Origin of the sequence: Lactimicrobium sp., from assembly GCF_036453465.1 — a bacterium.
Taxonomy (GTDB): Bacteria; Bacillota_I; Bacilli_A; order Erysipelotrichales; family Erysipelotrichaceae; genus Bulleidia.
The window spans coordinates 44,119-68,929 of sequence record NZ_JAZHUW010000007.1 but is presented as its reverse complement, the minus strand read 5'-3'; the positions used below and the strand labels follow the sequence as shown (position 1 = coordinate 68,929).

24 protein-coding genes are annotated in these 24,811 nt (G+C 48.2%); 4 read left to right on the top strand and 20 right to left on the bottom strand.

Annotation, left to right across the window (positions count from 1 at the left end; genetic code table 11):
- Nucleotides 1–200: transposase (locus tag SOI44_RS03245; protein WP_331347806.1), on the top strand; the 200-nt coding region annotated here is incomplete at its 5' end.
- A gap of 44 nt (nt 201–244) precedes the next feature.
- On the opposite strand, the gene SOI44_RS03240 is transcribed toward SOI44_RS03245, so the two are convergent.
- The 15 genes from SOI44_RS03240 to SOI44_RS03170 form a co-directional block, all read right to left on the bottom strand.
- The gene (locus SOI44_RS03240) at nt 245–910 is read right to left on the bottom strand and encodes an RNA polymerase sigma factor (RefSeq protein ID WP_331347805.1); all 666 of its coding nucleotides are present in this window, start codon (nt 908–910) and stop codon (nt 245–247) included.
- Nucleotides 911–921: 11 nt separating this feature from the next.
- Nucleotides 922–2,508 carry a single-stranded-DNA-specific exonuclease RecJ gene (locus tag SOI44_RS03235; RefSeq protein ID WP_331347804.1) on the bottom strand — a complete coding sequence of 529 codons (1,587 nt, stop codon included), beginning with the start codon at nt 2,506–2,508 and terminating at the stop codon, nt 922–924.
- Nucleotides 2,505–3,815 (bottom strand): UDP-N-acetylmuramoyl-L-alanine--D-glutamate ligase, encoded by a 1,311-nt coding sequence (gene murD, locus SOI44_RS03230; protein ID WP_331347803.1) that lies wholly within the window; start codon nt 3,813–3,815, stop codon nt 2,505–2,507. Before murD ends, SOI44_RS03235 begins: the two co-directional genes overlap by 4 nt.
- Nucleotides 3,790–5,172, bottom strand: coding sequence for a hypothetical protein (locus SOI44_RS03225; RefSeq protein WP_331347802.1), 1,383 nt, complete (start codon nt 5,170–5,172; stop codon nt 3,790–3,792). The genes murD and SOI44_RS03225 overlap by 26 nt, the downstream gene beginning before the upstream one ends.
- A gap of 56 nt (nt 5,173–5,228) precedes the next feature.
- Entirely contained in the window at nt 5,229–7,526 is a 2,298-nt protein-coding gene (gene secD / locus SOI44_RS03220; RefSeq protein ID WP_331347801.1) for a protein translocase subunit SecD, read from the bottom strand.
- Nucleotides 7,527–7,530: 4 nt separating this feature from the next.
- Entirely contained in the window at nt 7,531–7,824 is a 294-nt protein-coding gene (locus SOI44_RS03215; RefSeq protein ID WP_331347800.1) for a post-transcriptional regulator, read from the bottom strand.
- Nucleotides 7,825–7,954: 130 nt separating this feature from the next.
- On the bottom strand, nt 7,955–8,539 hold the full coding sequence (locus SOI44_RS03210) for a class I SAM-dependent methyltransferase (RefSeq protein ID WP_331347799.1): 585 nt from the start codon (nt 8,537–8,539) through the stop codon (nt 7,955–7,957).
- 81 nt (nt 8,540–8,620) lie between these two features.
- Nucleotides 8,621–9,580, bottom strand: coding sequence for a phospho-N-acetylmuramoyl-pentapeptide-transferase (gene mraY / locus SOI44_RS03205; RefSeq protein ID WP_331347798.1), 960 nt, complete (start codon nt 9,578–9,580; stop codon nt 8,621–8,623).
- Nucleotides 9,581–9,634: 54 nt separating this feature from the next.
- Nucleotides 9,635–11,866, bottom strand: a complete 2,232-nt coding sequence (locus SOI44_RS03200; protein ID WP_331347797.1) for a penicillin-binding protein — start codon at nt 11,864–11,866, stop codon at nt 9,635–9,637.
- A gap of 6 nt (nt 11,867–11,872) precedes the next feature.
- Nucleotides 11,873–12,211: a hypothetical protein gene (locus SOI44_RS03195; protein ID WP_331347796.1), complete on the bottom strand. Its 339-nt coding sequence runs from the start codon at nt 12,209–12,211 to the stop codon at nt 11,873–11,875.
- A gap of 3 nt (nt 12,212–12,214) precedes the next feature.
- On the bottom strand, nt 12,215–13,153 hold the full coding sequence (rsmH, locus tag SOI44_RS03190; RefSeq protein ID WP_331347795.1) for a 16S rRNA (cytosine(1402)-N(4))-methyltransferase RsmH: 939 nt from the start codon (nt 13,151–13,153) through the stop codon (nt 12,215–12,217).
- Entirely contained in the window at nt 13,150–13,611 is a 462-nt protein-coding gene (gene mraZ / locus SOI44_RS03185) for a division/cell wall cluster transcriptional repressor MraZ (protein ID WP_331347794.1), read from the bottom strand. The genes rsmH and mraZ overlap by 4 nt, the downstream gene beginning before the upstream one ends.
- 179 nt (nt 13,612–13,790) lie before the next feature.
- Nucleotides 13,791–13,973, bottom strand: coding sequence for a 50S ribosomal protein L32 (rpmF, locus tag SOI44_RS03180; protein ID WP_108774092.1), 183 nt, complete (start codon nt 13,971–13,973; stop codon nt 13,791–13,793).
- A gap of 17 nt (nt 13,974–13,990) precedes the next feature.
- The gene (locus tag SOI44_RS03175; protein ID WP_331347793.1) at nt 13,991–14,494 is read right to left on the bottom strand and encodes a YceD family protein; all 504 of its coding nucleotides are present in this window, start codon (nt 14,492–14,494) and stop codon (nt 13,991–13,993) included.
- 65 nt (nt 14,495–14,559) lie between these two features.
- Nucleotides 14,560–15,471 carry an alpha/beta fold hydrolase gene (locus tag SOI44_RS03170; RefSeq protein WP_331347792.1) on the bottom strand — a complete coding sequence of 304 codons (912 nt, stop codon included), beginning with the start codon at nt 15,469–15,471 and terminating at the stop codon, nt 14,560–14,562.
- A 167-nt stretch (nt 15,472–15,638) separates the two neighbouring features.
- On the opposite strand from SOI44_RS03170, the gene SOI44_RS03165 reads away from it, so the two are divergent.
- Nucleotides 15,639–16,760 carry a tRNA(Met) cytidine acetate ligase gene (locus SOI44_RS03165; RefSeq protein WP_331347791.1) on the top strand — a complete coding sequence of 374 codons (1,122 nt, stop codon included), beginning with the start codon at nt 15,639–15,641 and terminating at the stop codon, nt 16,758–16,760.
- A 39-nt stretch (nt 16,761–16,799) separates the two neighbouring features.
- Here SOI44_RS03165 and SOI44_RS03160 read toward each other — a convergent pair whose 3' ends face one another.
- From SOI44_RS03160 to SOI44_RS03150, 3 genes are all read right to left on the bottom strand, one after another.
- On the bottom strand, nt 16,800–17,825 hold the full coding sequence (locus SOI44_RS03160) for a branched-chain amino acid aminotransferase (protein ID WP_331347790.1): 1,026 nt from the start codon (nt 17,823–17,825) through the stop codon (nt 16,800–16,802).
- An 18-nt stretch (nt 17,826–17,843) separates the two neighbouring features.
- The gene (locus SOI44_RS03155) at nt 17,844–19,580 is read right to left on the bottom strand and encodes a carbon starvation CstA family protein (protein ID WP_331347789.1); all 1,737 of its coding nucleotides are present in this window, start codon (nt 19,578–19,580) and stop codon (nt 17,844–17,846) included.
- A gap of 496 nt (nt 19,581–20,076) precedes the next feature.
- On the bottom strand, nt 20,077–20,814 hold the full coding sequence (locus tag SOI44_RS03150; protein ID WP_331347788.1) for a YebC/PmpR family DNA-binding transcriptional regulator: 738 nt from the start codon (nt 20,812–20,814) through the stop codon (nt 20,077–20,079).
- A gap of 155 nt (nt 20,815–20,969) precedes the next feature.
- On the opposite strand from SOI44_RS03150, the gene SOI44_RS03145 reads away from it, so the two are divergent.
- The gene (locus tag SOI44_RS03145) at nt 20,970–21,284 is read left to right on the top strand and encodes a hypothetical protein (RefSeq protein WP_331347787.1); all 315 of its coding nucleotides are present in this window, start codon (nt 20,970–20,972) and stop codon (nt 21,282–21,284) included.
- Nucleotides 21,285–21,325: 41 nt separating this feature from the next.
- A complete protein-coding gene (locus tag SOI44_RS03140) occupies nt 21,326–22,117 on the top strand; it encodes a metallophosphoesterase (RefSeq protein WP_331347786.1) in 792 nt (263 codons plus the stop codon).
- Between the two features lie 15 nt (nt 22,118–22,132).
- Here the strand turns inward: SOI44_RS03140 and SOI44_RS03135 are convergent, their stop codons facing one another.
- Nucleotides 22,133–23,956, bottom strand: a complete 1,824-nt coding sequence (locus tag SOI44_RS03135) for a sensor histidine kinase (RefSeq protein ID WP_331347785.1) — start codon at nt 23,954–23,956, stop codon at nt 22,133–22,135.
- Nucleotides 23,953–24,684, bottom strand: coding sequence for a LytR/AlgR family response regulator transcription factor (locus tag SOI44_RS03130; RefSeq protein WP_331347784.1), 732 nt, complete (start codon nt 24,682–24,684; stop codon nt 23,953–23,955). The genes SOI44_RS03135 and SOI44_RS03130 overlap by 4 nt, the downstream gene beginning before the upstream one ends.
- Between the last annotated feature and the right edge of the window lie 127 nt (nt 24,685–24,811).

The window sequence follows — 24,811 nt, the reverse complement described above, 5'->3', positions numbered from 1 at the left end:
ACAAGCATTTCATGTGGTTTGCCAAGCTGCTGGAGGACCACATGAAAGGAATTATCTCTCACGCAAGAGTCCATATCTCATCCGGCAAAGTTGAAGGAACCAACCAGATGATCAAGACACTGAGACGAAAAGGATACGGCTATCCGGATGATGAATATTTCTTTCTGAAGATCATAGATGCCAGCAGAAAGTTTTCATGACCTCAGAGGATACCTATCAACAGAAATTAGGACTGAAGCTATTTTTATCCAAATTCCGAGAGTTTATGGCTTTCGAAGCTGCTTCTGATATCCAGCCTTTTCTTCAGCAATCTTCTTCCTCTTGAAAGGCGACTTTTTACCGCACTCTCTGACAAATGCAGAGCATTCGCAATTTCCGCGACACTGAAATCCTCATAATAATACAGAGAAATAACAATACGATATCGGGAAGGAAGCGTCAGGACAGCTTCAGCCAGATTGCATTCCACTTTGTTTGAGAATTCAAAATACTGCATGTAATCTTCCAGAGACACACGATTCCGGTGCCAGAATGTTTTCATCGTATCCTTCGCCTGATTCATCACGGTTCTTAACAGCCATGCTTTCAAATGTCTCTCATTTTCAAAATCCGTCTGATCTTCCAGGTACTTGATATAGGTGTTCTGTACCGCATCTTCAGCATCACTGATATGGTGGGTTATGCCAAAAGCAGCACGGAATAAATCTTTATGGTATTTCGAAGCCAGCCTTTCCAATTTTTCTCTCATTGTATTACCCGAAGAATTCTTCAATAATAATACGATACAGGAGCATGAATCGTCGCAGGAATTGATCCCAAAAAGAAAAAAGATAAGGAATTGAAGAAACCTTATCTTGATAATCAAACTTTTTGCAAAGCCAGAACGCAAAACAATAACTGGCTTCTGCACTGCAGGGATGATTATTTGATATCCTGCAGCATCATCTGGGCACTGATCTGTGAGCGGAATTCGTTAAGTCCAACCGTTCCAATCAGCAGCTGCGGTGCATCCGGATATTCCTTTTTCATATCAAATGAGATGGCATCATAGCCTGTCATCTGATTGGCCAGATGGTAGCGTACAACCTTCGGCCTGTGCATGACGCTGACAACCTGAGGATTTCTAATGGCAAACAGCGGATCCTTCAGCTGCTTGGGCCAGGGGAACAGCCGTTCCTGATCCTGGATGGCAGAGATCTCGATATCCTGGCTGTTGACAAGAATGGCATCCTGGACAGGCTCATGATAGACAAAGTGAGAAGCTGCCATATGATCTTTGAGCTGATGGCAGAACGCATCATAATCCTCTTTGGCAATGGAAAGACCGGCTGCCATGGGGTGGCCGCCAAATGCTTTCAGGCCATCAAACTGTGAAAAGAAATCGTAGATATTGAAGCCTTCTACACTGCGGGCACTGCCGGTGATCAGATCATTATGATCGGCCATAACAAGTGCCGGTTTATGGTATTCATGGGCAAGCCTTCCTGCAACCAGGCCGCTGATGCCGGTTTCAAAGTCAGGATCATAGACCAGCAGAAAATCATCATCCTGCAGGAGTGTCTTTGCCTTTGTCAGCATTCTTGAAGAGATGTTCTGTCTGGCCCGGTTGACATCATTGAGTTGTCTGGCATAATCCGCAATCACTGTCCTGTTTTCACTGAGCAGAAACGGCACCACCGTATTAACATTGGAATCATCATTCATGCGGCCGACGGCATTGAGTTTGGGCACAATCTGAAAGGCAATGGCGGTTTCATCCACCCTGCCCCTGCCATTGAACAAAGCACATACAGAGGCTGGAATGCCCTGGGACAGATTGTAAATTCCGCGCTTGACGATGCGTCTTGTCTCATGCCATAACGGCATCACATCGCCAATGGCGGCCACACAGGCAATGCTGTTGAGCATTTCATCGTTACCGATGAGATTTCTCGAGATTTCCAGTGCTACACCAGCACCGGAAAGTGTCTTGTACTGTTCTTCCATCAATGTTGGATGAACAAGGATATCTGCACCAACTTCTTCATCAATCGTATGATGATCGGTGATGATGATATCCATGCCAAGATCATGGGCTGCCTGGATGGCTTCATGTGCCTTGACACCATTATCGACTGTGATGATCAGGGAATAGCCCTTTTGCTTAGCAAGCTGCACGGTATGGGCAGACAGGCCATAGCCTTCCTTGAGACGGTCCGGGATGTAGTAGCCATTGACAATGCCAAGCTTATCCAGGGTCTTTTTCATGATCGTGGTGGCACAGATGCCATCGGCATCATAATCACCGCCGACAAATACCTTTTCATTCTGGTCTTTTGCCTGAAGCAGGCGTGCACAGGCTGCTTTAACACATTCTGCCTTTGATGTTGTAAGTGCATCATCTCCAAGCAGATCCTTCATCTGGGCATCATCCAGCTGGCTGTGCGCACACAGCTTTGCCGCAAGCGAACCTAAGCCATAGGCACTGGCATACACAGAGCCATCTACTTCAACAAGCCGGCAGTTCATTCTCTGCCTGACGCCAGTTTTGCAAAGACGTCTCCCCTTTCCTCAAAATTGCGGAAATGATCATAGGACGAAGCTGCCGGAGAAAGCAGGCAGATATGATGCGGTCTTGTCAGCTTCTTTGCCAGGGCAACTGCCTGTGCCAGATCTTCGGTATCATAGAGACCTTCCCGGTCCAGTCCCTTGTCCTTCATTTCCTTATGAACACGTTTCCCGGTTGCGTACATGAAGATGACTTTGACATCGGTGCGTGCATGCAGGTAGTCTTCCAGCTCATCATATTCAATGCCGCGGTCATTGCCGCCGATTAATACCGTATCCACATTCTGCAGTGCCTTCAATGCCTGAATAGCCGCAGGTCCGATCGTGCTGATCGAGTCGTTGACATAACGGATGCCATCAAACTCGCCCAGATCTTCCAGGCGGTGATGCAGCGGCTGGAACTTTGCCATGGCATCCTGCACCATTTCATCGGTAACGCCATACTGTCTTGCCAGATACCATGCCACGGCAAGATTGCGGTAATTGTGTTCTCCGATCAGGGCACATTTTTCAATTGTCAGTGTATGGCCGGGAATGATCAGTGTATGTCCACTGGCATTGATATCTTTGCCAATCAGCACCGGTGGATTGATGCTTTCTTTGATAAAATCAGTCAGATGCTCATCCATGACGATGATATCGCCCGGTTTCTGATGGCGGAAAATATTGGCCTTGGCAGCACCATAGGCTTCAAAGGTGCCATAGTGATCCAGATGCTCTTCATACAGGTTGAGGAAGGCAGCCATATGCGGTGACTGGTCACAGTATTCCAGCTGATGGCAGCTGAGCTCATAGGCAGCCAGTTCTCCCTGTTCCATGTGGTCAATGGCAGAAAAAGCCGGAATGCCGATATTGCCGACCAGGTTGACTGCCCTCTTCTCTTTCAGCAGGGCATACAGCAGTGATGTTGTTGTACTTTTGCCCTTGGTACCGGTAATGCCGATCACCTGACTGCGGTAATGCTTTAAAAACAGTTCTGTCTGTCCGGTAAAGTTATCCGAAGGAATGTTTTTCGGTGCCACAATGCCTGGTGACTTCATGACAAGATCAAACTTTGTAAAGTCTGTCTCATCATCATAGACGGCTTTGACATGCGGGTTTTCGGCCATGATCTTTGCAAGATCTGACCGTCTGCTTTCGGCAATGAAAATATCCTGCTCCGGGAGTAAACGGCGGATGAAGGCAAGCGTAGAGCGGCCTTCCATGCCAAACCCCCAGATCACAATCTTCTTATTTTCAAATTCAGTCTTCCAGTTTTCCAGACTCATCTGACATCTCCTTCAGTTTTGCTTTCACGATTGCTGCAAAATGCTCTGGCAGTAAATTCTGCTCGTTATAGCTGTGCCAGTCAACACTTCTGCTCTGATAGAAATGATAGTACGGTGTCTTTGTATAGAAATCATATAATGCCGGCAGCTGTTTTCCGTTTCTGCTGTATCGGCGGATGCCCATGGCAACGGCAATATTCACCTCATCACGGGTGCCGACGCATTCAAACGGCTTGTTATCCTGCATACCGGTCAGCTCTTCAAACAGTTCCTTCATTTCCGGATCCGCCAGCATATTTCTGCCAAAGATGGAAACAACCTCATCCTCATCCAGGAACGCCGTCATCATGATGCATACAAACAGACATTTGGCACAGTGTCCGCACCATTTCTCTTCTTTCTGGCCGACATTGCAGGAACGGAAAACGGAATGATATGGCTTCAGGGTGGCAAAGATACCGGCAATCTGCAGTTCTGACAATGGTCTTAACATGGAGAAGTAATGGATATCTGCCGGCAGATACTTCTTTACATAGGCATTGAAATCCTGCTCGAATTCAAATGTCTTGGAATACTGGTGATTGACTTTGGAACCCTTGACGGTACTCTCATTGGCACTGCTCTCATTGGAAAGCACAATGTATTTCTTGTGCCAGACAGCCGCGGTCAGATAGCCGGCAAAGGCAGCCATGGCAGAGAATGGTGTATGGCCATTGAGATAGCCCTGTTTGTTAAGTTCCAGCATGGCAGGGTCCAGGGTTCTTGTCGGGTTGATCAATCTCGATCCGGTATAGCCAGCGGCCTGGGCAGAGTGAATGGCACTCATGACTTTATTGATCACAAAGGCATGGTTGTGTTCCTTTTCCTCTTTCAGCAGATCCATCGTCACAAAGGAATCCTTGCCGCCGCCAACGGCAATCAGATTGCCATGGTTCTCAGCTGTTGAAGTAACAGCTGCCAGTTTTTCTTCACCCGACTGCAGATCCATGAACGAATCTTCATCGGTATGGATGCCGTTTTTATAGAAGAATTCGCCAAGTCCATTGAAATAGAGCTTCTTCCACCATGCAGTCTGTTCATCATCCAGATGGCAGCACACATGCACATGCGGTGCACAGGAGATTTTCCAATAGCTGATCAGCTCTACCATGCCAAGGGAAAAAGCACAGGCTCTGATCAAAGGATCATCTTTGATGGATGCAGCATCTGGCTTTGCCAGGGTAAAGGTTGGATGGAAATGGGAAAGATTTTTGATTTCAAAATCATATGTCACCCGCAGTTTTGCCTGGTCTTCTTCAAGCACAAAGCTGTGATAGTAAAAGTCTGTATATTTCTGTCTCAGTTCTTCGTATTGCATCAGAGGTTCCTTTCCATATCTGTGAGAAAAAGCGGCTCTCAGGAGCCGCTCTTATTTTATGCGTTTATGCCTTTGAATGTATACTCATCCAGCTCTTCTTTGTATTCCTTCTTCTTTTTCGCCTTCTTGTGACGGCCGCCAAACTTCTGATAGAAGTGCTTCCAGACCGCCGGAGCGATAAAGATGGAAGAGAATGTACCGGCAATCAGACCAACCAGCATAGCAAACATGAAGGTGAAGATGGAATTTGCCCCAAACCCGATGATCACAACAACCGGAATAATGGTTGTAATGGAACCATACAGAGACATCTTGATCGTCTCGCCTTCGGATTCATTGATGATCTTCTTCAGCGTTTCAGTATCAGGCTTTGTCTTGAGATCCTTCATATGTTCGCGGATCCGGTCGAATACAATGATGGAGTTATTGATGGAATAACCGATGATGGTCAGCAGTACAGAGATGACTTCGGTATTGACTTCCATACGGAAGACAGCAAACACAGCCAGCACCATGCACACATCATGCATGAGGGCAATGATACAGCCAAGGGCATATTCCCATTCATAGCGGATGGTGATGTAAGCCATCATGGCAATCCATGCCACCACGGTCAGAATGACAGCATTGCGGACAAGCTCACGGCCGACAACCGGTGTCACGACGTTGTCACCAGGTTCCTGACCGAACTCATCTGCCAGATTCTGTTTCAGTGTAATCAGCTCATCCGAAGCAATGGACTGCTTGGTTGTTGCATAGACAGTTGTATCACCAGCTGCCTGATAGCTGAAGTCTGTATAGCCAAGCTTATCCATAGCACTGGATACTTCAGCAACCGTGATCGGATTGTCACTGGTGATCGTCAACTTGGTACCGGAAGAGAAGTCAATGCCGAGGTTCATGAAACCGTCGCCTTTAGCTGTATGGCCGATACCAAAGCACAGGCCGATCAGCAGCAGCACAATGGCTGTGCGGATGACATACTTGCCCTTGCCGACATAATCGAAGTTCTTAACACCTGTATAGAACTGCTTTTCACCCTTGGAAACATCCGGGATCTGATTCTTCTTGACATGGAACCATTCCGGATGGCCATCAGCAATTCCGCTCTTGGATACCGAATCCAGCAGCCACTTGGAGAAGCCGACGTTGATTGCCAGGGTCATGATAACGGTAATAATCAGCATGGTCGCAAATCCTTTGACAGCACCATTGCCCCAGATATACATGATCAAGGCAGAGATCAGCGTTGTGAACTGGGAGTCAAAGATCGCACTGAAGGAAAGCTGCTGGCCTCTTGCAATGGAGTTGCGGATACTGTGTCCTTTGTACAATTCCTGTCGGATCCGTTCAAAGTTGATGATATTGACATCGACGGTCATACCAACGCCAAGCACCAGAGCGCCAATACCAGACAGCGTGAAGGTTGCACCCATCAATGCATAGACACCGAAGACTGCCCAGATATAGAGCACCAGCATGATGCTGGAAAGAATACCAGGCAGACGGTAGGCAATTATCATGAACAGCATAACCAGGGCAATACCAGCGGCACCGGCAATGGCTGTCACATGCAGCGCATCTTCACCATACTGGGCAGAGACAACATTGGAGGAAATCTCAGTCAGCTTGACCGGCAGAGAACCGGAGTTGATCAGATTGGCCAGGGTCTTTGCCTGTGTCTCTGTGAAGTTGCCGGAGATGATGCAGTCACCGCTGATGGAAGAAGAAACCGTGGCAGCAGAGATGTACTTTGGCTCTTCACCCTTGGCTTCCTTAGCCGCTTCTGTCTTATAGGAATCACCGTCTTCATAATCGAGCCAGATGACCAGAATGTTTTCACCGCTGCTCTTGGCTGCGATCTGGCTTGTGATTTCAGCAAACTTGCTTGTATCGGCAATCTTGAGGGATACAACCGGTTTGCCATCCTGATAGCCAAGCGATGCACCGCCCTGGGTCAGGATGCTGGCATCTGCCAGTTCATTATCATCCACATCACGGAAGGTCAGGTTTGCCGTTGTGCCCAGCATCTCACGTGCACTTTCCTGATCGGTAACACCGGCCAGCTGCACACGGATGCGGTCATTGCCTTCTACAGTGATGGAAGGTTCCGAAACACCAAGTACATTGACACGTTTGGAAATGCTGTTGACAACGGCATTCATATCAACGCTGTCACCATCATTCAAGGGGTCAACCTGATACAGGATTTCAAAACCTCCCTTCAGATCAAGGCCCAGGTTCAGATGGCTCTTGATCAGACTGAAGGTGGAAGCGACCAGCACCCCCAGAAGAACAATCACCACGGCGATGGCCGCCAGTGGTCCTTTTCTTACCTTTTTCGTCTTTTCCATTGGTTTATTTCAATCCTCCTATCAAATCTGCAAAGTCCGCAAGATTTCCGCTTGCCCCCTGCGTTACAGCCTGCTTTGACATAAAGCGAACCAGATCATTGGCTGTTACATGAAGTACATCGTCAGCCGCTTCATGCAGTGAATGCGGGCAGTCTCTCTTCCATAGAAAATCATTGAGGTAATCCTCAAGGTCTGTATAAGTAAGGCTGGAAAGACTGGTCCGCTGCAGCTGCTGAATATGCACAACCATCAGCATCTGCACCGATGTATTGTGCACATCAAAAGTCTCCTGATGCATGAACTTTCCTCCCGACGATTACAGTATTATACCAAAACATGGCATACAGATGAAACCAGAATCGTATACAGGTACAAAAAAAGCAAAAACAGATCTGTCAGCCAGACCTGTTAATGGTGCAAAACACAAATTATCTTTCTTTCTCGGCAACCAGCAGCAGCCATGGATCTGCTTCATGGCGGTATGCCTTCACTCTGGAGAATCCGGCATCATACAGCAGTGGACGCAGGCTGCTTTCATCAAATCCCGGTCCCTTGTCATCGGCATTGATGATCGCAAAACAGCCGCCTTTGACAAGTTCGGAATAGATATCCTGCACGCTGTTATTCAGATCACGCCAGGAAGAAATGGAATCAAAGGCAATGATCAGATCAAACGTATCATCCGGGAATGGCAGATGGCAGGCTTCCCCTTCCATAACGATGCAGCGTCCCTGCTTGATGGCATCCGCATTGCTGCGGGCAGCCATGGTAACAGGCTGGGATGCATGATCAATCGCAATGGCATGGCTTGCAGGCCATTGTTTCAGCATTGCCTGCAGCGAGGCACCGGTTCCCAGGCCGATTTCCAGCAGATTTTCAGGATTCCTTTTCGCAAGCAGTGACAGACTCCACTTCCGCAATTGTTTCTGTGAGGCATCCTGCAGATACAAAGACATTGTTCCCGGTCTGCCGTCACGTTTTTCCGTCAGCTTTTTTACTTTTTCAAACAACATGGAGCTTCTCCTTCCAAAGCACGAGGAAAGTGTAGTCATTCAGCCTGTGCAATGCAAGAGCATCCCTTTGATTCTGTCATATTAATGTAAGGCAATAAACAATCCAAGGGCAGCAAAGCCGGCTTCAATCAGCCAGAACATATGCACAACCGAATTCTCGGGCATACCCTTGATGCGGAAGGCAAAATGAATCGGTGTATAGACAAACACTTTCTTATGGCGTGTTTTGACAGATGTGATCTGGATGATCACGCTGAGGGTATCCATGACAAAGATGCCGGCAATAACAATGAAGGCCACTTCAATCTTCATGGTCATGGCCATGGCTGCCATGATGCCGCCAAGAGCCAGTGAACCAGTATCACCCATAAAGACTCTGGCAGGTTTCTTGTTGTAGTAAAGGTAGCCGCATAATGCGCCAAGCAGTGAGCAGATTAAGACGGAAAGACCGATTCGATGCTGGACAAGAGCAACGACCAGGAAGGCACACAGGGCGATGATCGAGCATCCGGCGGCCAGGCCGTCCATGCCATCGGTCAGGTTGACAGCATTGGAGCTGCCAGTAAACATCAGCAGGATCAGGATGAAATATCCCCAGCCCAGATACCATACATGGTGTGTGAACGGCCAGATGATCTCCAGTCTTGCATGGGAGCGGTACAGCAGATAGAAGGCAATGGCTAGTACCAGCTGCATCAGCAGCTTCTGCCATGGCTTCAGGCCATCGTTGTTCTTTTTCACTGCAATCAGGAAATCATCGATGAAACCAATCAGGCCGTAACCCGCAAAGGCAAGAATGGCAATCCATGTGTCCATGTCTTTTAATGCCTGCCCTGAGGAAAGCAGGGTCATGACAATCGGCACAACAATGAACAGAATGCCGCCCATGATCGGTGTGCCTGCCTTGGCCTGGTCTTCCTTTGTGCTGTATTGGGAAATACTCTGCCTGATGCTCTGTTTCTTCATAAAGTCGATAAACCAGGGCATCAGAATCAGCACGGCAATCAGGCTGATCAAATAGCACAATATCAGTTTCATCATGATGAAATCTCCTTTTTCAACAACGCCTTTGTTCTTTTTATTATATGAACCGTCCTAACCGAAGACAACCTGGATTTCAGTACCCTTACTGACGGTCGTACCGGCCGGCACCGACTGAGAAGTGACAACCCCATCCCCGCTCAGCTGGAAGCCAAAGCCGGTTACTGCCCACAAGGCAGCCACATCCTTTCTTGTCCATCCGGTCAGATCCGGCATCGTAAAGCTCTGCGTATCCGTTAACAGGAAAACCCGCTGACCGGTATCCACACTGCTGGAAGCACTTGGATACTGATCAATGACCGTATCGCCGCTGCCAAGCACAATGGTATCCACACCAAGGGATGACAATGCATTATTGGCATAATCCAGAGAATGGTTGACAAGCGATGGCATACTGCTGGTCACAATCTGATCCGTGCTGGCTGTGGCAGTCTGGGTATCACTTGCATCAGAAGTATCGCTGCTGGCATTGTCAGACAGACCATACACCTGGGCAACCTTGCGTTCCAGATTCGTGACGGCTTCGGTCTTGGTGCCGATGGTCTGGAAATTCATCGCAAAGGCATAGTAGATGATGTACTTGGGATTGTCAGCCGGCAAGCCAAGCATGATGGAGGAAATAACATAGTCCGTATCATAGGAATTGTTTTTGGCAACTTCGGTTGTACCGGTCTTGCCAATGACCTTGCATTCCGGAATCTGATAATGATAGCCGGTGCCGCCCTCTTCATTGACAACCTTATAAAGAATACTTCTGACCTTGGCTGCCGTATCGGCCGTGATTGGTGTACCGGTTACCGTCGTTTCACCCTGATACAGAACTTTGCTGGCATCATATGGATCACGGATGGAATCAATGAAGTATGGTTTCTTCATGGTGCCATCGGTCATGATTGCACTGTATGCCTGTAACAGCTGCAGCATCGTTACGGTAGAACCCTGTCCGAATGACAGGTTGATCTTGTCCGCCGGCCAGGTAAAGTTCAGTGTTCCGGAAACTTCCGGGATACCATCTGTATTCACATTGTCAAAGAAACCGAAATTCTTGAGATACTGCAGATGGGTTTCCGGGGTGATGTATTCGTTCTGGATCGTTGCGGCAACCGTATTCAATGAATATTTCAGGCCGTCATCCAGGGTTGGATTGGAATAGCTTTCATCATGGTAGTTCATGACACAGCTGTATCCGGCTGCCTTGGCACTGGCTTCATCATAGGTGCGTACCGGATCATTGTTCTCATTGGAAACATAGCAGTACTTGTAGCCTTCTGCCGTATTGTCACTGTTGTACTTGCCTTCATTGATTGCGGCTGCCCAGGTAAATGTCTTGAGCGTAGATCCTGGTTCATAGGCAACCTGTGAGCCATAGTTCTGATATTCCGTAATATCCAGTGTATTGGGATCAAATTCCGGATACTGTCCCCATGCCACAATACGGCCGGTGTCCGCTTCCATGACAGCACCCCAGATCTGGTCCGGGTTGAATTCTTCCTTTGTGATCTGGAAAGACTGTTCCAGGGTCTGCTGAATATCTGCATCCAGTGTCAAAGTCACATTGTCGCCATTGGTGGCCGAAACAACGCTTTCCTTCATACCTGGCAGAACATAGCCATACTGGTCAGTCTGGTAAGTGCGGGATCCATCATGTCCGGCGAGATAGGAATTGAGAATCTGTTCAAAGCCCATCTTACCGCTGTAGGTACCGTCATCATCCTGGGTGACATAGCCGATGATGTATGGTGCAAAGGCACCCATTGGATACACACGCTGGATGGAGTCGGTAAATTCGATGCCGGGAAGGTTCAGAGCTTCAATGGCGTCCTTGGTATCCTTGGACAGGTTTCTGCCATCATTGCCAAGTTCGGTCTGATAGACGCCATCCTGGCTTAAATAGCCAAGCACTTTGTCATAGTCCATGCCAAGGATTTCCGAGAGCTGCTTTGCTGTACCTTCTTTGTCTTTGACATAAGCAGGATGGTTTTCATCTGTGGAGGGACGGGATGAGTCAAGGATGCAGACAATGTTATATGTATGATTGTCTTCGGCCAGGGTAACGCCGTCCTTGTCATAGATATCGCCGCGGGTAGCCATGATGGTCTCGGTGACGACATTGCTTGTATCACTGTAAACAGAAAGATCTGTCCCGGAGCGGAAATGGACTTTGCGCACAGATACCAAAAAAACATCGGAAATAAGCACTGCAAATGCTACCGATGTCACTGCGGCAATATGTCCGATCGTATTGGGAACTCTTCTGTTATGTCTGTTTCTTTTCCTTCTTGCCATGTAAAACTAATCTCCAGACGCCGCCTGGTCTGTGCTGGCAGAAATGGTAATGACACTGTTGGAATCGCTGGTCATGCCATTGCTGGACGCAATCTGATCCACGCGTTCCTTCTTTTCCAGTGTCTGGATATCGACTGCCACGGCATCATTCTGCGTCTGCAGAACAGCAGTTTCGGAATTCCGCTGCTGAATTCGTGTGCTCAGTTCGTTGTTATAAGAGCGCAGAAACAGAGAGGAAGCCAGATATGCAAGACCGGCCGTCACCAATAGTACCATTGAAAAGTTCAACAGGTTCAGCTTTCTTCTGCGTCTTGCGGTTTTTCTTGTCTTTCTGATCTTCTGCATCTCTCAAACACCTCGTATTCTTTCAATCACCCGCAGCTTTGCACTGTGGCTGCGGTGATTTTCTGCCAATTCCTGTTCATCTGCCACCACTGGTTTTTTATTTACCAGAAGGAAGGAGGCCTGCTCCATCTGATCAGCCTTCAGTGGAATTTTGGGCGCCACAAATGGAGCAGAGGACAAATCTTTAAAGGTCTTTTTCACCAGCCGGTCTTCCAGGGAGTGGAAAGTAATGACGGCGCAGCGGCCATGCACATTCAGCATGCCGCATGCCTCACGCAGACCCCGTTCCAGAGAATCCAGTTCGTCATTGACTTCAATCCGCAGAGCCTGAAATGTCTGCTTGGCGGGATGGCCCTTCTTGTGCAGTTCCTTTTCCGGAAGTGCGCTGCGGATGACATCGACCAGCTGGAAGGTTGTATCAATCGGTCCATCCTGCCGGCGGCGCTCAATCGCACGGGCAATCTGTACAGCATACCGTTCCTCACCGTATTCACGCAGAATGCGGACAAGTTCCTGGTATGGATATGTGTTGACAACCTGCCATGCATCTTTGGACTGTTCCTGGTCCATACGCATGTCCAGCCTTGCATCATAGCGGTAGCTGAAACCACGCGCGGGATCATCGAACTGCGGTGAGCTGACACCAAGGTCCATCATGACCCCATCCACATGTTCGATGCCATATCTGGAAAGTTCTTCCTGCATATAGCGGAAATCGTTGTGGATGAATGTCACTTTATCCAGAGCCTCTTTCAGGTTCTCTCTGGATTCGGCAATGGCCTGCTCATCCTTGTCAAATGCATACAGGTGTCCGGTTGTCAGTTTTGAGATCAAAAGGCCGGCATGCCCGCCTCTTCCCAGTGTGCCATCGACGTAGATGCCGTCTGGTTTCACATTGAGAAGATCAACGGTCTCATGAAGAAGTACGGAAACATGTTTCATACATCTTTCTCCAGGAACTGGGTGAGCTCTTCTGCATCTTCTTCGAAGGATACCGAAGCCTCTGCATTCTGCTTGTCCCAGTTTTCTTCAGACCAGATCTCAAAGTAGTCTGATACGCCAACGATGACGCAGGCTTTCTGAATGCCTGCACCGTCGATCAGATACTGTGGCAGCTGCAGTCTTCCCTGACTGTCAAGACTGCCTTCTATTGCCTGGGAGGTAATACTCCGGATGTAACGGCGGGCTTTCAGGTTTGTCCGGGGAAGCTTTGAAAGCTGGGCGATCTGATCGTCCCAGCTTTCCTGCGTATAAACCGCCAGACAGCCATCTAATCCCTTCGTAACATAAAAAGTGTCGCTTAGTGAATCCCTGAACTTTGCGGGAATAATCAATCTGTTTTTAGCATCGAGACAGTGCCTGTATTCACCGAGGAACGATGCCTTTCTCCCCACTTTCATCCACTTCGCTCCACTTTCTGACACAAGTATACCACTTTTACCTTCTGCAACAAGACACACAGGGAAATTTCACATTGTTTTATCTGAAAATTGTCAACGGAAATGCTCGGAAAGAAAAAAGTGCCCTGCCGTCAGGGCACAAAAAAAGGAAGATTGCTCTTCCCTGTTTTCAGAATGATTTACTCAGCAGCAGAAGCTGTCTCTTCATCCTTGCCAACCTTGCCGCAGGACGGGCAGGCATGATGAGGACGCTTCATGGCACCGCATACCGGGCACTTTACCAGTGTCGGTCTGTTCAGTACATAGTGAGTTCTTCTCTTATTCTTTCTTGTCTTGGAATTTCTTCTCTGCTGTACAGCCATCGTCCGTTACCTCCTGTTTATTCACTCTTGAATTCTTTCAGTTTGGCCAGACGCGGATCGATCCGATTCTTCCGGCTTTCCTGATACTCGGCTTCCGAGATTACCCGCCAGCCATCACCAGATGGGTAGGCATCCTCTTCCACTTCCGTCACAGAAATCGGCACTTCCAGCATGATTGCATCAATCACTGCCGGAAGAAGATCTATGACTTCATCCGTAACGACCCGGACATCTTCTTCATCAGTCTCCTCGAAGGAGTAGACTTCATGACTGTCTGTCTCCAGGGGAACCGCAATCTGTGCACCGGTAATTGCATCCGGCAGAAGCATATCGCCAGTCAGATGAATGTCACATTCAAACAATCCTGTTTCATCATCCAGCCAGCCGGTCCCGCTGATGTGAACATCACGGACGGCATTGATCAGCTTGTTCTCAGCAAATGCAGAATCATTAATTTCCACATCTTCATCAAACGAAACAGGGCTCTCATTCCGCTCCAGTTCTTCCCTAGTCCACTTCACGGCAGTTCTCCTCTATCGTTAACGCTCATCCATTATAGCAAAGCGTTTTTCAATGTCAACGAAATTTACTTGACACCCGAATCACCCTTTGTGCGCATGGATTCCAGGCAGAATACGATATCCTCATAGACTTTCTGTGCATCGGTTTCATGCAGGATTTCATGGCGCATATGCGGATACAGCTTTGTACTGATATGGGTGTATCCAGCCTGCTTCAACGTACTTACGGTAGAGGCAAAGCCTTCTTTGCCGCCAATGCACGGATCATCTTCGCCGGCAAACAAAGCAATTGGAAGATCCGGCTTTTTGACATGGTACAGTTTGACATTTCCCATCCGCTGCATGCCGTCCATCAGGTCCATATATCCCTGGATGGTAAATGGCTTGCCGCAGTCAGGATCATTGACATAGGACTGTACGTTATCCGTATTCCAGCTGAGCCAGTCCACTGGTGTCTTTGGATTTTCAATACCTTTGTTAAACCCACCGGTCATCAGTTTATCCAGTGTCTTGGAATGTCCCTTCTTACCTTTGTTCAGCCGGATGATGGCACCAATGGCCTTGGCCACGCCAACCGCACTGTTATAGCATGGTGCCCCGGTCAGGATCATGCCATCGATCATATCATCGTGATCCATTAGGAAGCATCTGCCGATCATTGTACCCATGGAATGTCCGAAGTAATAAACCGGTACATCCGGATATTCCTCTTTCAGTTTCCGGATACCGGTCACAGCGCTGTTGATCAGCACATCCCAGCCATTCTGATCGCCAAAATAGCCATAGGTGCCATCCTTGCGTGACTCCGGCCCGTGGCCTGGCAGATTATAGGTCATCACCACATAGCCATTCTGCTGCAGAAACTTTGCAAAGTCCTCATAGCGGGCCTGATGTTCCTGCATACCATGCACAACCAGTACTGTTCCCTTCACCGTTCCAGTTGGACGGTACACCACTGCATTTAATTCTTTTGCCATGATTCTTTTACCTCTGAAATTCTTTCTTACTGTTTATTTTAGTCTTGATGTAACCGGTTACAATTGTCATTAAAGTGCATTTGTCTGAATCTAAATCATGTTGCACTATTATGAAAAGACGGTATCATCACTTCCGTACAGATCAGAATATATAAGGAGAGAGCGTGATGAAGACTTGTGGCATTGTGGCAGAATACAATCCGTTTCATGCCGGCCATCAATGGCAGATTGAGCAGGCCAGGAAATTATCGGGGGCGGATGTCATCATTGCTGTGATGAGCGGCAATTTTGTGCAGCGCGGTGAGCCGGCTGTCATTGATAAATGGAAGCGTACAGAATGTGCATTGCGCAATGGCGTGGATGTTGTGATTGAGCTTCCTTATATTTATGCCACCCAGAGTGCTTCCCATTTTGCCAGCGGTGCCGTGGAGCTGCTGAAAATTGCGGGTGTGGATGCCATCTGCTTTGGTTCCGAATGCGGCAATCTGGAAAATCTGAAAGAGATTGCGGATACGCCTGTCAATCCTGATCATCTGCATGTGGCAATGGGCAAAGGCCTCTCCTTCCCGCGGGCTTATTCCCTTCTGACAAGTTCGATGGCACCCAATGATATCCTTGCCGTTTCCTATCTGAAAGCATTGCAGGGAACAGATATCGAACCCATTGTTGTGCAGCGCACCACTGGCTATCTGGATGATGCCATGGGGCCTGTTGCCAGTGCCTATGCCATCCGCAAGGCATTGTATGAACATCAGGATCTCCTTGGTTCCACGCCCATGGAACAGGATCTGAGGGATGCTGAGATTCCCTGGCCAGAGAAGTATTATCCGTATCTGCGCACCTTCCTTCTGACAAGTCACAGAGAGGATCTGGAAAGACTGTTTCTGTTTTCAGAAGGAATTGAGAATCATCTGGTATCACATGCAAAAGATTGTGATACTTATGATGCTTTCCTGGATGCCTGCACGAATTACCGCTATACAAGCGGACGGATCAGAAGAACGTGCCTGCAGGCGATGAATCAGGTAACCAAAGAAGAGGTAAAGAAGCTGTCGAAGATGGATACACTGCGTATCCTTGGCTTTAATGATATGGGCAGGCAATGGCTGCACAGTATGCGCAAGAAGGATGTGCGGATTTCTTCAAGATTTGCGGATGTGCCGTATCCCTGGCGGGTGATTGAATATCGTACTTCCCTGCTGTATACAAGTGTATTGTCAGAAAAGAAGCGGAAAGAGATTCTGGACAATGAGATCCGCGGTGCCCATTACATCAAAACAGAAGCATAAGAAAAGACCAGTTGAGCAATTCAGCTGGTCTTTTCATACTTACATTACTTTGTGAATCCATCCCTCAGGTGCTTCCACCGTGCCATTCTGGATGCCGGTGATGGTTTCATACAGTGCAGCGATATGCTTGCCTGCATGTTCCATGCCGGACGGGAATTCAATGACATCATCATGGTCGACGATTCTGCCTACCGGTGAGATGACAGCGGCTGTACCGCACAGGCCGCATTCAGCAAAGCCCTTGACTTCCTCGAATTTGACTGGTCTTTCATCGACTTCCATATGCAGATAGTGCTCGGCGATATAGACAACCGATCTTCTGGTGATGGAAGGCAGGATGGAATCGGACTTTGGTACGACAAGCTTGCCTTCACGGTCAACGAAGATGACATTGGAGCCGCCGGTTTCTTCAACATAGGTGCGGGTTGCCGGATCAAGATAGAGGTTCTCGGCAAAGCCGGCTGCATGGGCCATGACGCTTGCATGCAGGCTCATGGCATAGTTGAGGCCTGCCTTGACAGCACCGGTGCCTCTTGGCGCAGCTCTGTCAAAGTCAGATACCTGCAGGGCAATCGGAGTTGCCCCGCCCTTGTAGTAAGGGCCAACTGGTGTGGTGAAGATTCTGAACTGGTAGGTATCGGCTGGTTTGACGCCGATGACAACGCCGGTTGCAAATTCATATGGACGGATATACAGCGATGCACCGGAGCCGTATGGCGGCACCCAGTCCACATTTGCCTTTACAACCTGGTCAATAGCATCCCGGAATCTGTCCTTGGGGAACGGCGGCATTTCAATCCGCTTGGCCGAGTTGTAAATACGCTCGGCATTCAGATCAGGACGGAAGCATACAACCGATCCATCTTTCCATGTGTATGCCTTCAGTCCTTCGAATACCTGCTGGCAGTACTGCAGCATGCCGGCAGATTCATTCAGGACGACATTGGGGTCGCTTGTCAGAGTTCCCTCATCCCACTTTCCGTCTTTCCAGTTGGATACATAGCGGGCATCCGTTACCCGGTAATTGAAACCAATGTTTTTCCAGTCAAGATCTTTCTTTGCCATGCATATTCCTTCTTTCTATCAGGCAGCCTCTTTATTGCTGTCAGGATATTTACGCTCTGCAGGCGTGCGGCCTGTTTCCACGAGCGTCTTGATACATGTTACCGCGACGACAAGGCCAAGTACAATCAGGAATACAGCCATGATCAGCTGCATGCCATTGACAAGGAATACAGCGGTGCCAGCCATGTATGCCTTGACGTTGTTGATGACGTTGAGAACGATTGCTGTGAAGGTGACAGCCAGCATGGTTGCCATCGGTGCATAGAGCATCCAGCCCTTGCGGTTTGTTGCCTTGAGGAAGACGGCGATACCGATCAATACGAGGGCAGCGAGCATCTGGTTGGCAGCGCCGAACAGTGCCCAGATGTTCTGATAGCCGCCCAGGCAGAGGACATAGCCAAGTACCAGGGTAACGGTTGTAGCAACATAGCGGTTGGTGAGCAGTTTGCGCCATGCCGGCATTGTTTCCTCATCACCGGAGAAGAGTTCCTGGAAGCTGAGACGGCCGATTCTACCGACGGAGTCCAGTGTGGACAGAGCAAGTGCAGAGATGCACATGGTCATGAAGACATTGGCTACGCTTGTCGGGATACCGAACTTCTCAAGGAATCCGGCAACACCGGCGGAGAAGATCTGGAATGGTGTCATATCAGCAGGTACGGTGCCATTGACGGCAACGGCACCTACGACGATCAGGGAAACAACGCCAAGCAGTGTTTCGGTGACCATGGCGCCATAGCCAACCGGCAGCATGTCTTTTTCATTACTGATGGTCTTGGAGCTTGTGCCGGAGGATACCAGAGAATGGAATCCGGAGACAGCGCCGCAGGCAATGGTGACAAACAGAGTCGGGAACATATAGGACTTTGCACCGGTGGATGATGTGAGAACGAAGCCGTTGAAGGCGTTGAGCTTCATGGTCGGATGGCCGACGATGACGCCAAGGACACCGCCAAGGATCATGCCCAGCAGCATGAAGGTTGTCATATAATCACGCGGCTGCATGAGGATCCACATCGGCATAACTGCAGCGATGAAAAGATAAACCATGATGACAAGGTTCCACTGGGAAGCTGTCAGATAAGCCGGGAGTTTCATGCCGGCTGCGAACATGAAGACGATCAGGGCGATGGCAAGAACGAATCTGTGCCATTCCTTCATCTTGTTTCCGGCTGCTTTTTCAATGAGGCCGAAGACAATTGCGCAGACAACGAACAGAATGGAGATAGTAGCGGCAGCTGCACCGTTGAAGTTCTTTGTGACGGTGCCATCGCTTGCTTTCACGAAGCCATTGAATGTAGAAGATGTCATGGATGTGAAGGCAGCGATGACCAGGCAGCTGAACAGCCAGCAGAACAGTGTGAAGAACTGACGGCCTTTGCGCCCAATGTATTTTTCAATGACCATGCCAATGGATTTGCCATCATTCTTGACGGAGGCATACAGGGCACCAAAGTCCTGTACGGCGCCGAAGAAGACACCGCCGATCAACAGCCACAGCAGTACCGGAACCCAGCCGAAGACGGCTGCCAGAATGGGTCCCTGTACCGGTCCTGCACCGGCAATGGATGAGAACTGGTGTGCAAATACTGTCAGTCTGCTGGATGGGACATAATCTTCCCCATCATTGTGAACAACGGCAGGTGTGTCCGCTTTGGGATCGACACCCCATGTTTTGGCGAGCCATCGGCCATAAAACAAATAGCCACAGGCAAGTACGACAACTGCAAACAACAAAATGAATAAACTGTTCATACCCTCTACGTGATCCGTGTGTGTTCCGGATCTCCCCTTTCTGCACTAGAAAATGAGAAGGCGCAAAAAAGACTTTCGCCTCAGCATATTAAGCAAAGACGAAAGTCTGAACTTCCGCGGTACCACTTTGCGTTCCGCACTTGTGCGGCTGCTCTTCGCGTCCAACTACCATTGGACCCCCGGATAACGGCGGGTGCCGACCCTTTCCTACTCACTTTCGCTTTCAGGGGGCTGCTCACAGATGAGGCTGACAGACGCTTTCCCTGCTGCCCTTCCACCAACGGCAGCTCGCTTGAGGTACTCGTTAAGTCTGCAGTATGTTCTGTTCACTGCATCTCATTTCCTATGCGAAGATATTAGCTTTGCAAGTCATCTAAGTCAACACATTTTCAGTAACTTTTTAAATTATTTTCATGATCTTCAGAAACTATTTACATTTCTTACATTTGAGCGTTTTCATTGCTTGACATAAGAAAAAGCAGAGCTTTCACTCTGCTTACTCTTCCTCACTTGGAATTCTGACGTTGGAATAAACCTTGTTAACATCCTCAACATCATTGAGCATATCCATCAGCTTATGATAAGACTCAATATCTTCCGGATCGGTCAGCTCAACATACTCATTCGGCAGCATTGCTGTCTCGCATCTGGAGAATTCCACACCCGGAATCAGCTTTTCAATGGCATCCTGTGCCTTGCCGAAATCAGCGAATGTTGTCTTGACTGTCATGACACCGTCATCTACGCTCACATCCTGAACATCAACATCTGCTTCCATCAGTGCTTCCAGCATCTTATCCTCATCGGTATAAGGGAACTCGAAGATACCGTCGTTCTCATAGTTGTAAGATACACCGCCGGCATTGACAAGCTTGGCGCCGCGGCATCTGTTGAAACATGTCTTGACGTTGGTGTAGGAACGGTTTGTGTTGTCAGTCAGGCAATCAATGATTACCGTACTTCCACCAGGGCCAAATCCTTCATAGCGTGCCTCATCATAGTTCTCATCACTGCCGCCCTTTGCCTTTTCAATGGCTCTCTTGATGACGTCAGCCGGAACCTGATTGGACTTTGCTTCAGCAATCTTTCTTTTCAGTGTGAGGTTCATATCCGGGTCAGGAACACCACTCTTGGCTGCAATATACAGCTCTTTGCCAAACCTGGAATACAGCTTGGACTTGATCGCTGCCGTTTTAGCCATTGAGGCAGCGCGTACTTCATGTGCTCTTCCCATGTATACTTTCCTCCTGTTATTTTTTACCGAACCATTATATCACGCACTTTTTATATGGGAAGCATATTTGCATGTTCACCCAATGTTCAGCCCATGTCCACATATCAAAGAGATTTTTCTTCTATCATTAATGCACAACAGGAAGGAGGATCCTTATGGCAAACAGACTGTCAGCCGTGCTGGCTGTGCTTGTGCTGGCCGGATGTGCTTCGGTAGAGGCAGAAGATGAACCACAGAGCTATACCACCAGAAATGTCTATGGTACGGTTACGGCCATCAGCGGTAACGATCTGACGGTACAGAGTCAGCAGGATGGTACAGATTTCACCGTTTCCATGGACAGTTCTCTTGTCATCTATGAAGATAATGAGACGATCCTGCCTTCCCAGATTCAGATCAATGATGAGCTGCTGTGTACGTATACAGATGGTGAGCTGACTGTCATTGCAGTCATCAAAAAGGCTTCCTGATTGCTTTGTGCTACAATACAGACATAGAGGGCAGTAATGATATGTCAGTATATGTAATGAGTGATCTTCATGGCTGTAAGGATGAATTTGATCAAATGCTGAAGATCATTGATTTCACAGATTATGATGAACTGTGGATTGATGGTGATGTATGTGACCGGGGCAGGCATTCGATTGCCCTGCTGCAGGAAATCATGCACCATGACAATATGCATCTGATTTTTGGCAATCATGATGTCTGGCTGGCCCGCTACACCCAGGAACTGATCGATGCAAAGAAAGATTCGGCATCGGTTGATATGACCAATGATCTGCTGTGCTGGCTGCACTATAATGGCGGCTACAGGACAGCAGATGAATTCATGGATCTGTCTTTTCCGGAATGCTATGACATCAAGCTGTATCTGGAAGACAGGCTGCTGTACAAGTATCTTGATGTACACGGTAAAAAATTCCTGCTGCTGCATGCCGGCCTTTCCGAGGACTATATGCATGCGGACACAAGGCTGTCAGAAGTACCGGCTCAGATCCTGGTATGGACCCATGCTGAAATCGATGCCAATCCATTCCCGGACTGCACAATGATTCTCGGACATGTTCCAACCTTCATGTACCACCCGAAATATGACGGTAAGATCATCCATGGTAAAGATAATAAAACTATTCATATTGACTGCGGCTGTGTCTATGGCAGAACCCTTGGCTGCATCCGTCTGGATGACATGAAGGAATTCTATGTGCCAAGCACGTATCCTTATCTGCAGTATTATCCTGACAGCTATTTAAAAGAGTGCGGCATACAGCCGCACGCATCATCAAACGAATCAAACTGACTGTGATGCATGCCATCACAGCTTTTCTTTGGCCTGCATGTCAAGATAGACACGTACCGTAAATTTCTGCAGGATCTGAAAGTCAGCTTCACCATGGTACTTTTCCGCCATTGAGCGGATGGAACGGGTACCGGTGCCATAGGCGGGCCGCTTGCTGGAAAGAAACTGGCCGTTTTTCAGATGCACAGAAGAAGGATGATAGGGATTGCGGCAGGTAATCATCAACATTTCCCCGTGCACACCGGCATGGAAGGAAATCTCCCTTTTCCCTTTCAGCTTCTCACACCCTTCCACGGCATTTTCCAGAATGTTGCCGATGATCACGATCAGATCTGAATCTGCAATACTGCCACAGTCAGAAGGAATGTTCCCCTGAATCTCCAGGGTGATCTTTTTCTGCTGGCAGATGGCGGCATAATGCATCAGCAGTGCATTGACAGCATAGTTGTCACAATAGTGTGTCAGCTGGGAAGATGGTATTTCATTGGAGATTTTCTGCAGATAGTGTTCCAGAGCATCATAGTCCTGTACCTGCAGCATCTGCTGCATGAGCGCGACATGGTGGCGCAGATCATGGCGCTGCCGGCGCAGTTCTGCCTGGTTCTGCAGCATGATATCAGCCTTCTGTTTCTGCATCTCAATGGCATTGTTGACAAGATATACTTCATTGGCCAGCTCATCTGCCTTCATCTGCATCATAAAGGCATTTTTTGCCCTCAGCATGGCAATCATGGAGATCGCAACAACAAAGACAGACAGGGCAATCTCAAAAAGAGAGCGGGCAAGCTCTGTTCTGCCATCCGCATACAACACTGCCTGTGCGATCTCAGATAGCAGCAGGATAAATAAAGCGGTTGAAAACAGAATCTGCGGCATTTCCTTTGAAGAAACAGCTGCTTCAATCACAAAGCATACAGCAAGAGACAGAATCATAATATACAGCCGCTGGCATGGGATCATTGTCGCTGAAAGCGGAATGATATGCATCATGGCAGCGATGGCACAGCCAATTACCCAGATTTCTGCAGCAATTGCCAATAGTCCAATCCATTTCTGTCTCACTGGCTTAACCATGCTGTCTGCCAGAACTAGAACCGGCAGAATCATCAGATAAAAGCAGCAGTTTTTCAAAACATACATGAGAGTAGGCCGGCCAGCCAGATAGCAGATCATGGGATTTGCCGCCAGACAGAACAGTCCGCTCAGGATAAAAAGAATCCCCGGCCATCTGACAAGTTTTCCCCTTTCTGCCACTTTCAGAAAGAAAAAGGATGTGAAAAGAAGAAAGATGCCAATGGTCATAAAGGCAATGGAAACAAGTGCAGACAATCCATACCTGTGCATCAATGTATGCAGGATGGCATTCTGACTGCCCACAAGAAATGGTCTGATCTGTATCGGATGAAACGAGGAATCTGCTGTAAAAACAGCTTTGATTTGAGTATATCCATTTTCTTTTTCAGGCAGAGCAAGTGAATAGGAAGTACATGGTGTATCCCATCCGGATTTTTCCGGTTGCACGTTTGAAACAAGCTGTCCGTCCGCATAAATATTGAAGGATGTACCATCAGTACTGACATACAGATACTGATTGAATCTGGCAGGCACTGCAAAGGACAGAATGATGGTTTCTTCTTCATGAGAAGCACGCAGTGCTTCTGGCAGGTCAATGGAAACAGATGCTCCGCTGCGTACCATTCGAACCGATGAAATCTGTATGCTGGTTTCATCATGATACAAATCATCATCTGAGATGTGCCAAGCCACAATACCACAGACAAAGCCCAGCAGTAAAAGTACAGCAAGAATCCACGATACAATTTTACCTCCAGGCTTCATACGTGCTTCTCCAGGCTGGAAAACATGAAGTTCTTCCAGGCATTCTTCGCATCTTTCATGGATGTACGGCGTATGTAAACAGTGTCATCATTTGCCATGACAAAAACATTCAATTCATCATCAATTCGTTTCGCATGGGAAAGATTGACAATATAGCTTTGATGGCAGCGCAAAAACAAATCAGCAGGCAGTTCTTTCATCAGATCATCCAGACGCATCTGTACTTCCACATTCTCTCCGGAAGTCAGATGAAAGACGGTTGTACGGCTCTGGTGTTCAATATACAGAATATCATTCAGAAAGATGTGTTCCGTTTCAGCATGTGCTTTTACATCAATGGCAGGCCGCAGTGCTTTCTGCTTCATGGCAAATTCCAATACCTCATACACTTCCTTCTGTACAAGAGGCTTATGCAGATAACGGCCGACATGAAGCTTGTAGCCATCCAAGGCATGATCCAATGATGTTGTAATGAAGGCAGCAGGCGTATCAGGATCGATCTTGCGCACCTTTTCCAGGACTTCAACACCGCTCATACCATTCATATAGATATCCATCAGAATCAGATCATACTTACCGGGAAAGTAGGACTGCAGGAAAGATTCACCATCCTGAAAAGAGGTGATCTCACACGTAAAATTGCTTTTCTGAATTAATGCCAGTAAAGCATCATACTCCTGCGGTTCATTTTCACAGATACCTAAAACAAGTTTCTCACTTCCTGCCATACTTCTCACCCACCCAAAGTATAGCACCTGGCAGTCCTGTCCAAACCACCCTTTCGTACCTTCCGCCAACGAAAAAAGGCAGAGTGTGTTGCTCTGCCTCATTTACTTCCCAGGGGAACATTTTGTT

Coding starts and splice junctions, on each gene's coding strand:
- SOI44_RS03235 (WP_331347804.1), bottom strand. CDS start 2,508: ATGAACTGCCGGCTTGTTGAAGTAGATGGCTCTGTGTATGCCAGTGCC.
- murD (WP_331347803.1), bottom strand. CDS start 3,815: ATGAGTCTGGAAAACTGGAAGACTGAATTTGAAAATAAGAAGATTGTG.
- SOI44_RS03225 (WP_331347802.1), bottom strand. CDS start 5,172: ATGCAATACGAAGAACTGAGACAGAAATATACAGACTTTTACTATCAC.
- secD (WP_331347801.1), bottom strand. CDS start 7,526: ATGGAAAAGACGAAAAAGGTAAGAAAAGGACCACTGGCGGCCATCGCC.
- SOI44_RS03215 (WP_331347800.1), bottom strand. CDS start 7,824: ATGCATCAGGAGACTTTTGATGTGCACAATACATCGGTGCAGATGCTG.
- SOI44_RS03210 (WP_331347799.1), bottom strand. CDS start 8,539: ATGTTGTTTGAAAAAGTAAAAAAGCTGACGGAAAAACGTGACGGCAGA.
- mraY (WP_331347798.1), bottom strand. CDS start 9,580: ATGATGAAACTGATATTGTGCTATTTGATCAGCCTGATTGCCGTGCTG.
- SOI44_RS03200 (WP_331347797.1), bottom strand. CDS start 11,866: ATGGCAAGAAGGAAAAGAAACAGACATAACAGAAGAGTTCCCAATACG.
- SOI44_RS03195 (WP_331347796.1), bottom strand. CDS start 12,211: ATGCAGAAGATCAGAAAGACAAGAAAAACCGCAAGACGCAGAAGAAAG.
- rsmH (WP_331347795.1), bottom strand. CDS start 13,153: ATGAAACATGTTTCCGTACTTCTTCATGAGACCGTTGATCTTCTCAAT.
- mraZ (WP_331347794.1), bottom strand. CDS start 13,611: ATGAAAGTGGGGAGAAAGGCATCGTTCCTCGGTGAATACAGGCACTGT.
- rpmF (WP_108774092.1), bottom strand. CDS start 13,973: ATGGCTGTACAGCAGAGAAGAAATTCCAAGACAAGAAAGAATAAGAGA.
- SOI44_RS03170 (WP_331347792.1), bottom strand. CDS start 15,471: ATGGCAAAAGAATTAAATGCAGTGGTGTACCGTCCAACTGGAACGGTG.
- SOI44_RS03165 (WP_331347791.1), top strand. CDS start 15,639: ATGAAGACTTGTGGCATTGTGGCAGAATACAATCCGTTTCATGCCGGC.
- SOI44_RS03160 (WP_331347790.1), bottom strand. CDS start 17,825: ATGGCAAAGAAAGATCTTGACTGGAAAAACATTGGTTTCAATTACCGG.
- SOI44_RS03155 (WP_331347789.1), bottom strand. CDS start 19,580: ATGAACAGTTTATTCATTTTGTTGTTTGCAGTTGTCGTACTTGCCTGT.
- SOI44_RS03150 (WP_331347788.1), bottom strand. CDS start 20,814: ATGGGAAGAGCACATGAAGTACGCGCTGCCTCAATGGCTAAAACGGCA.
- SOI44_RS03145 (WP_331347787.1), top strand. CDS start 20,970: ATGGCAAACAGACTGTCAGCCGTGCTGGCTGTGCTTGTGCTGGCCGGA.
- SOI44_RS03140 (WP_331347786.1), top strand. CDS start 21,326: ATGTCAGTATATGTAATGAGTGATCTTCATGGCTGTAAGGATGAATTT.
- SOI44_RS03135 (WP_331347785.1), bottom strand. CDS start 23,956: ATGAAGCCTGGAGGTAAAATTGTATCGTGGATTCTTGCTGTACTTTTA.
- SOI44_RS03130 (WP_331347784.1), bottom strand. CDS start 24,684: ATGGCAGGAAGTGAGAAACTTGTTTTAGGTATCTGTGAAAATGAACCG.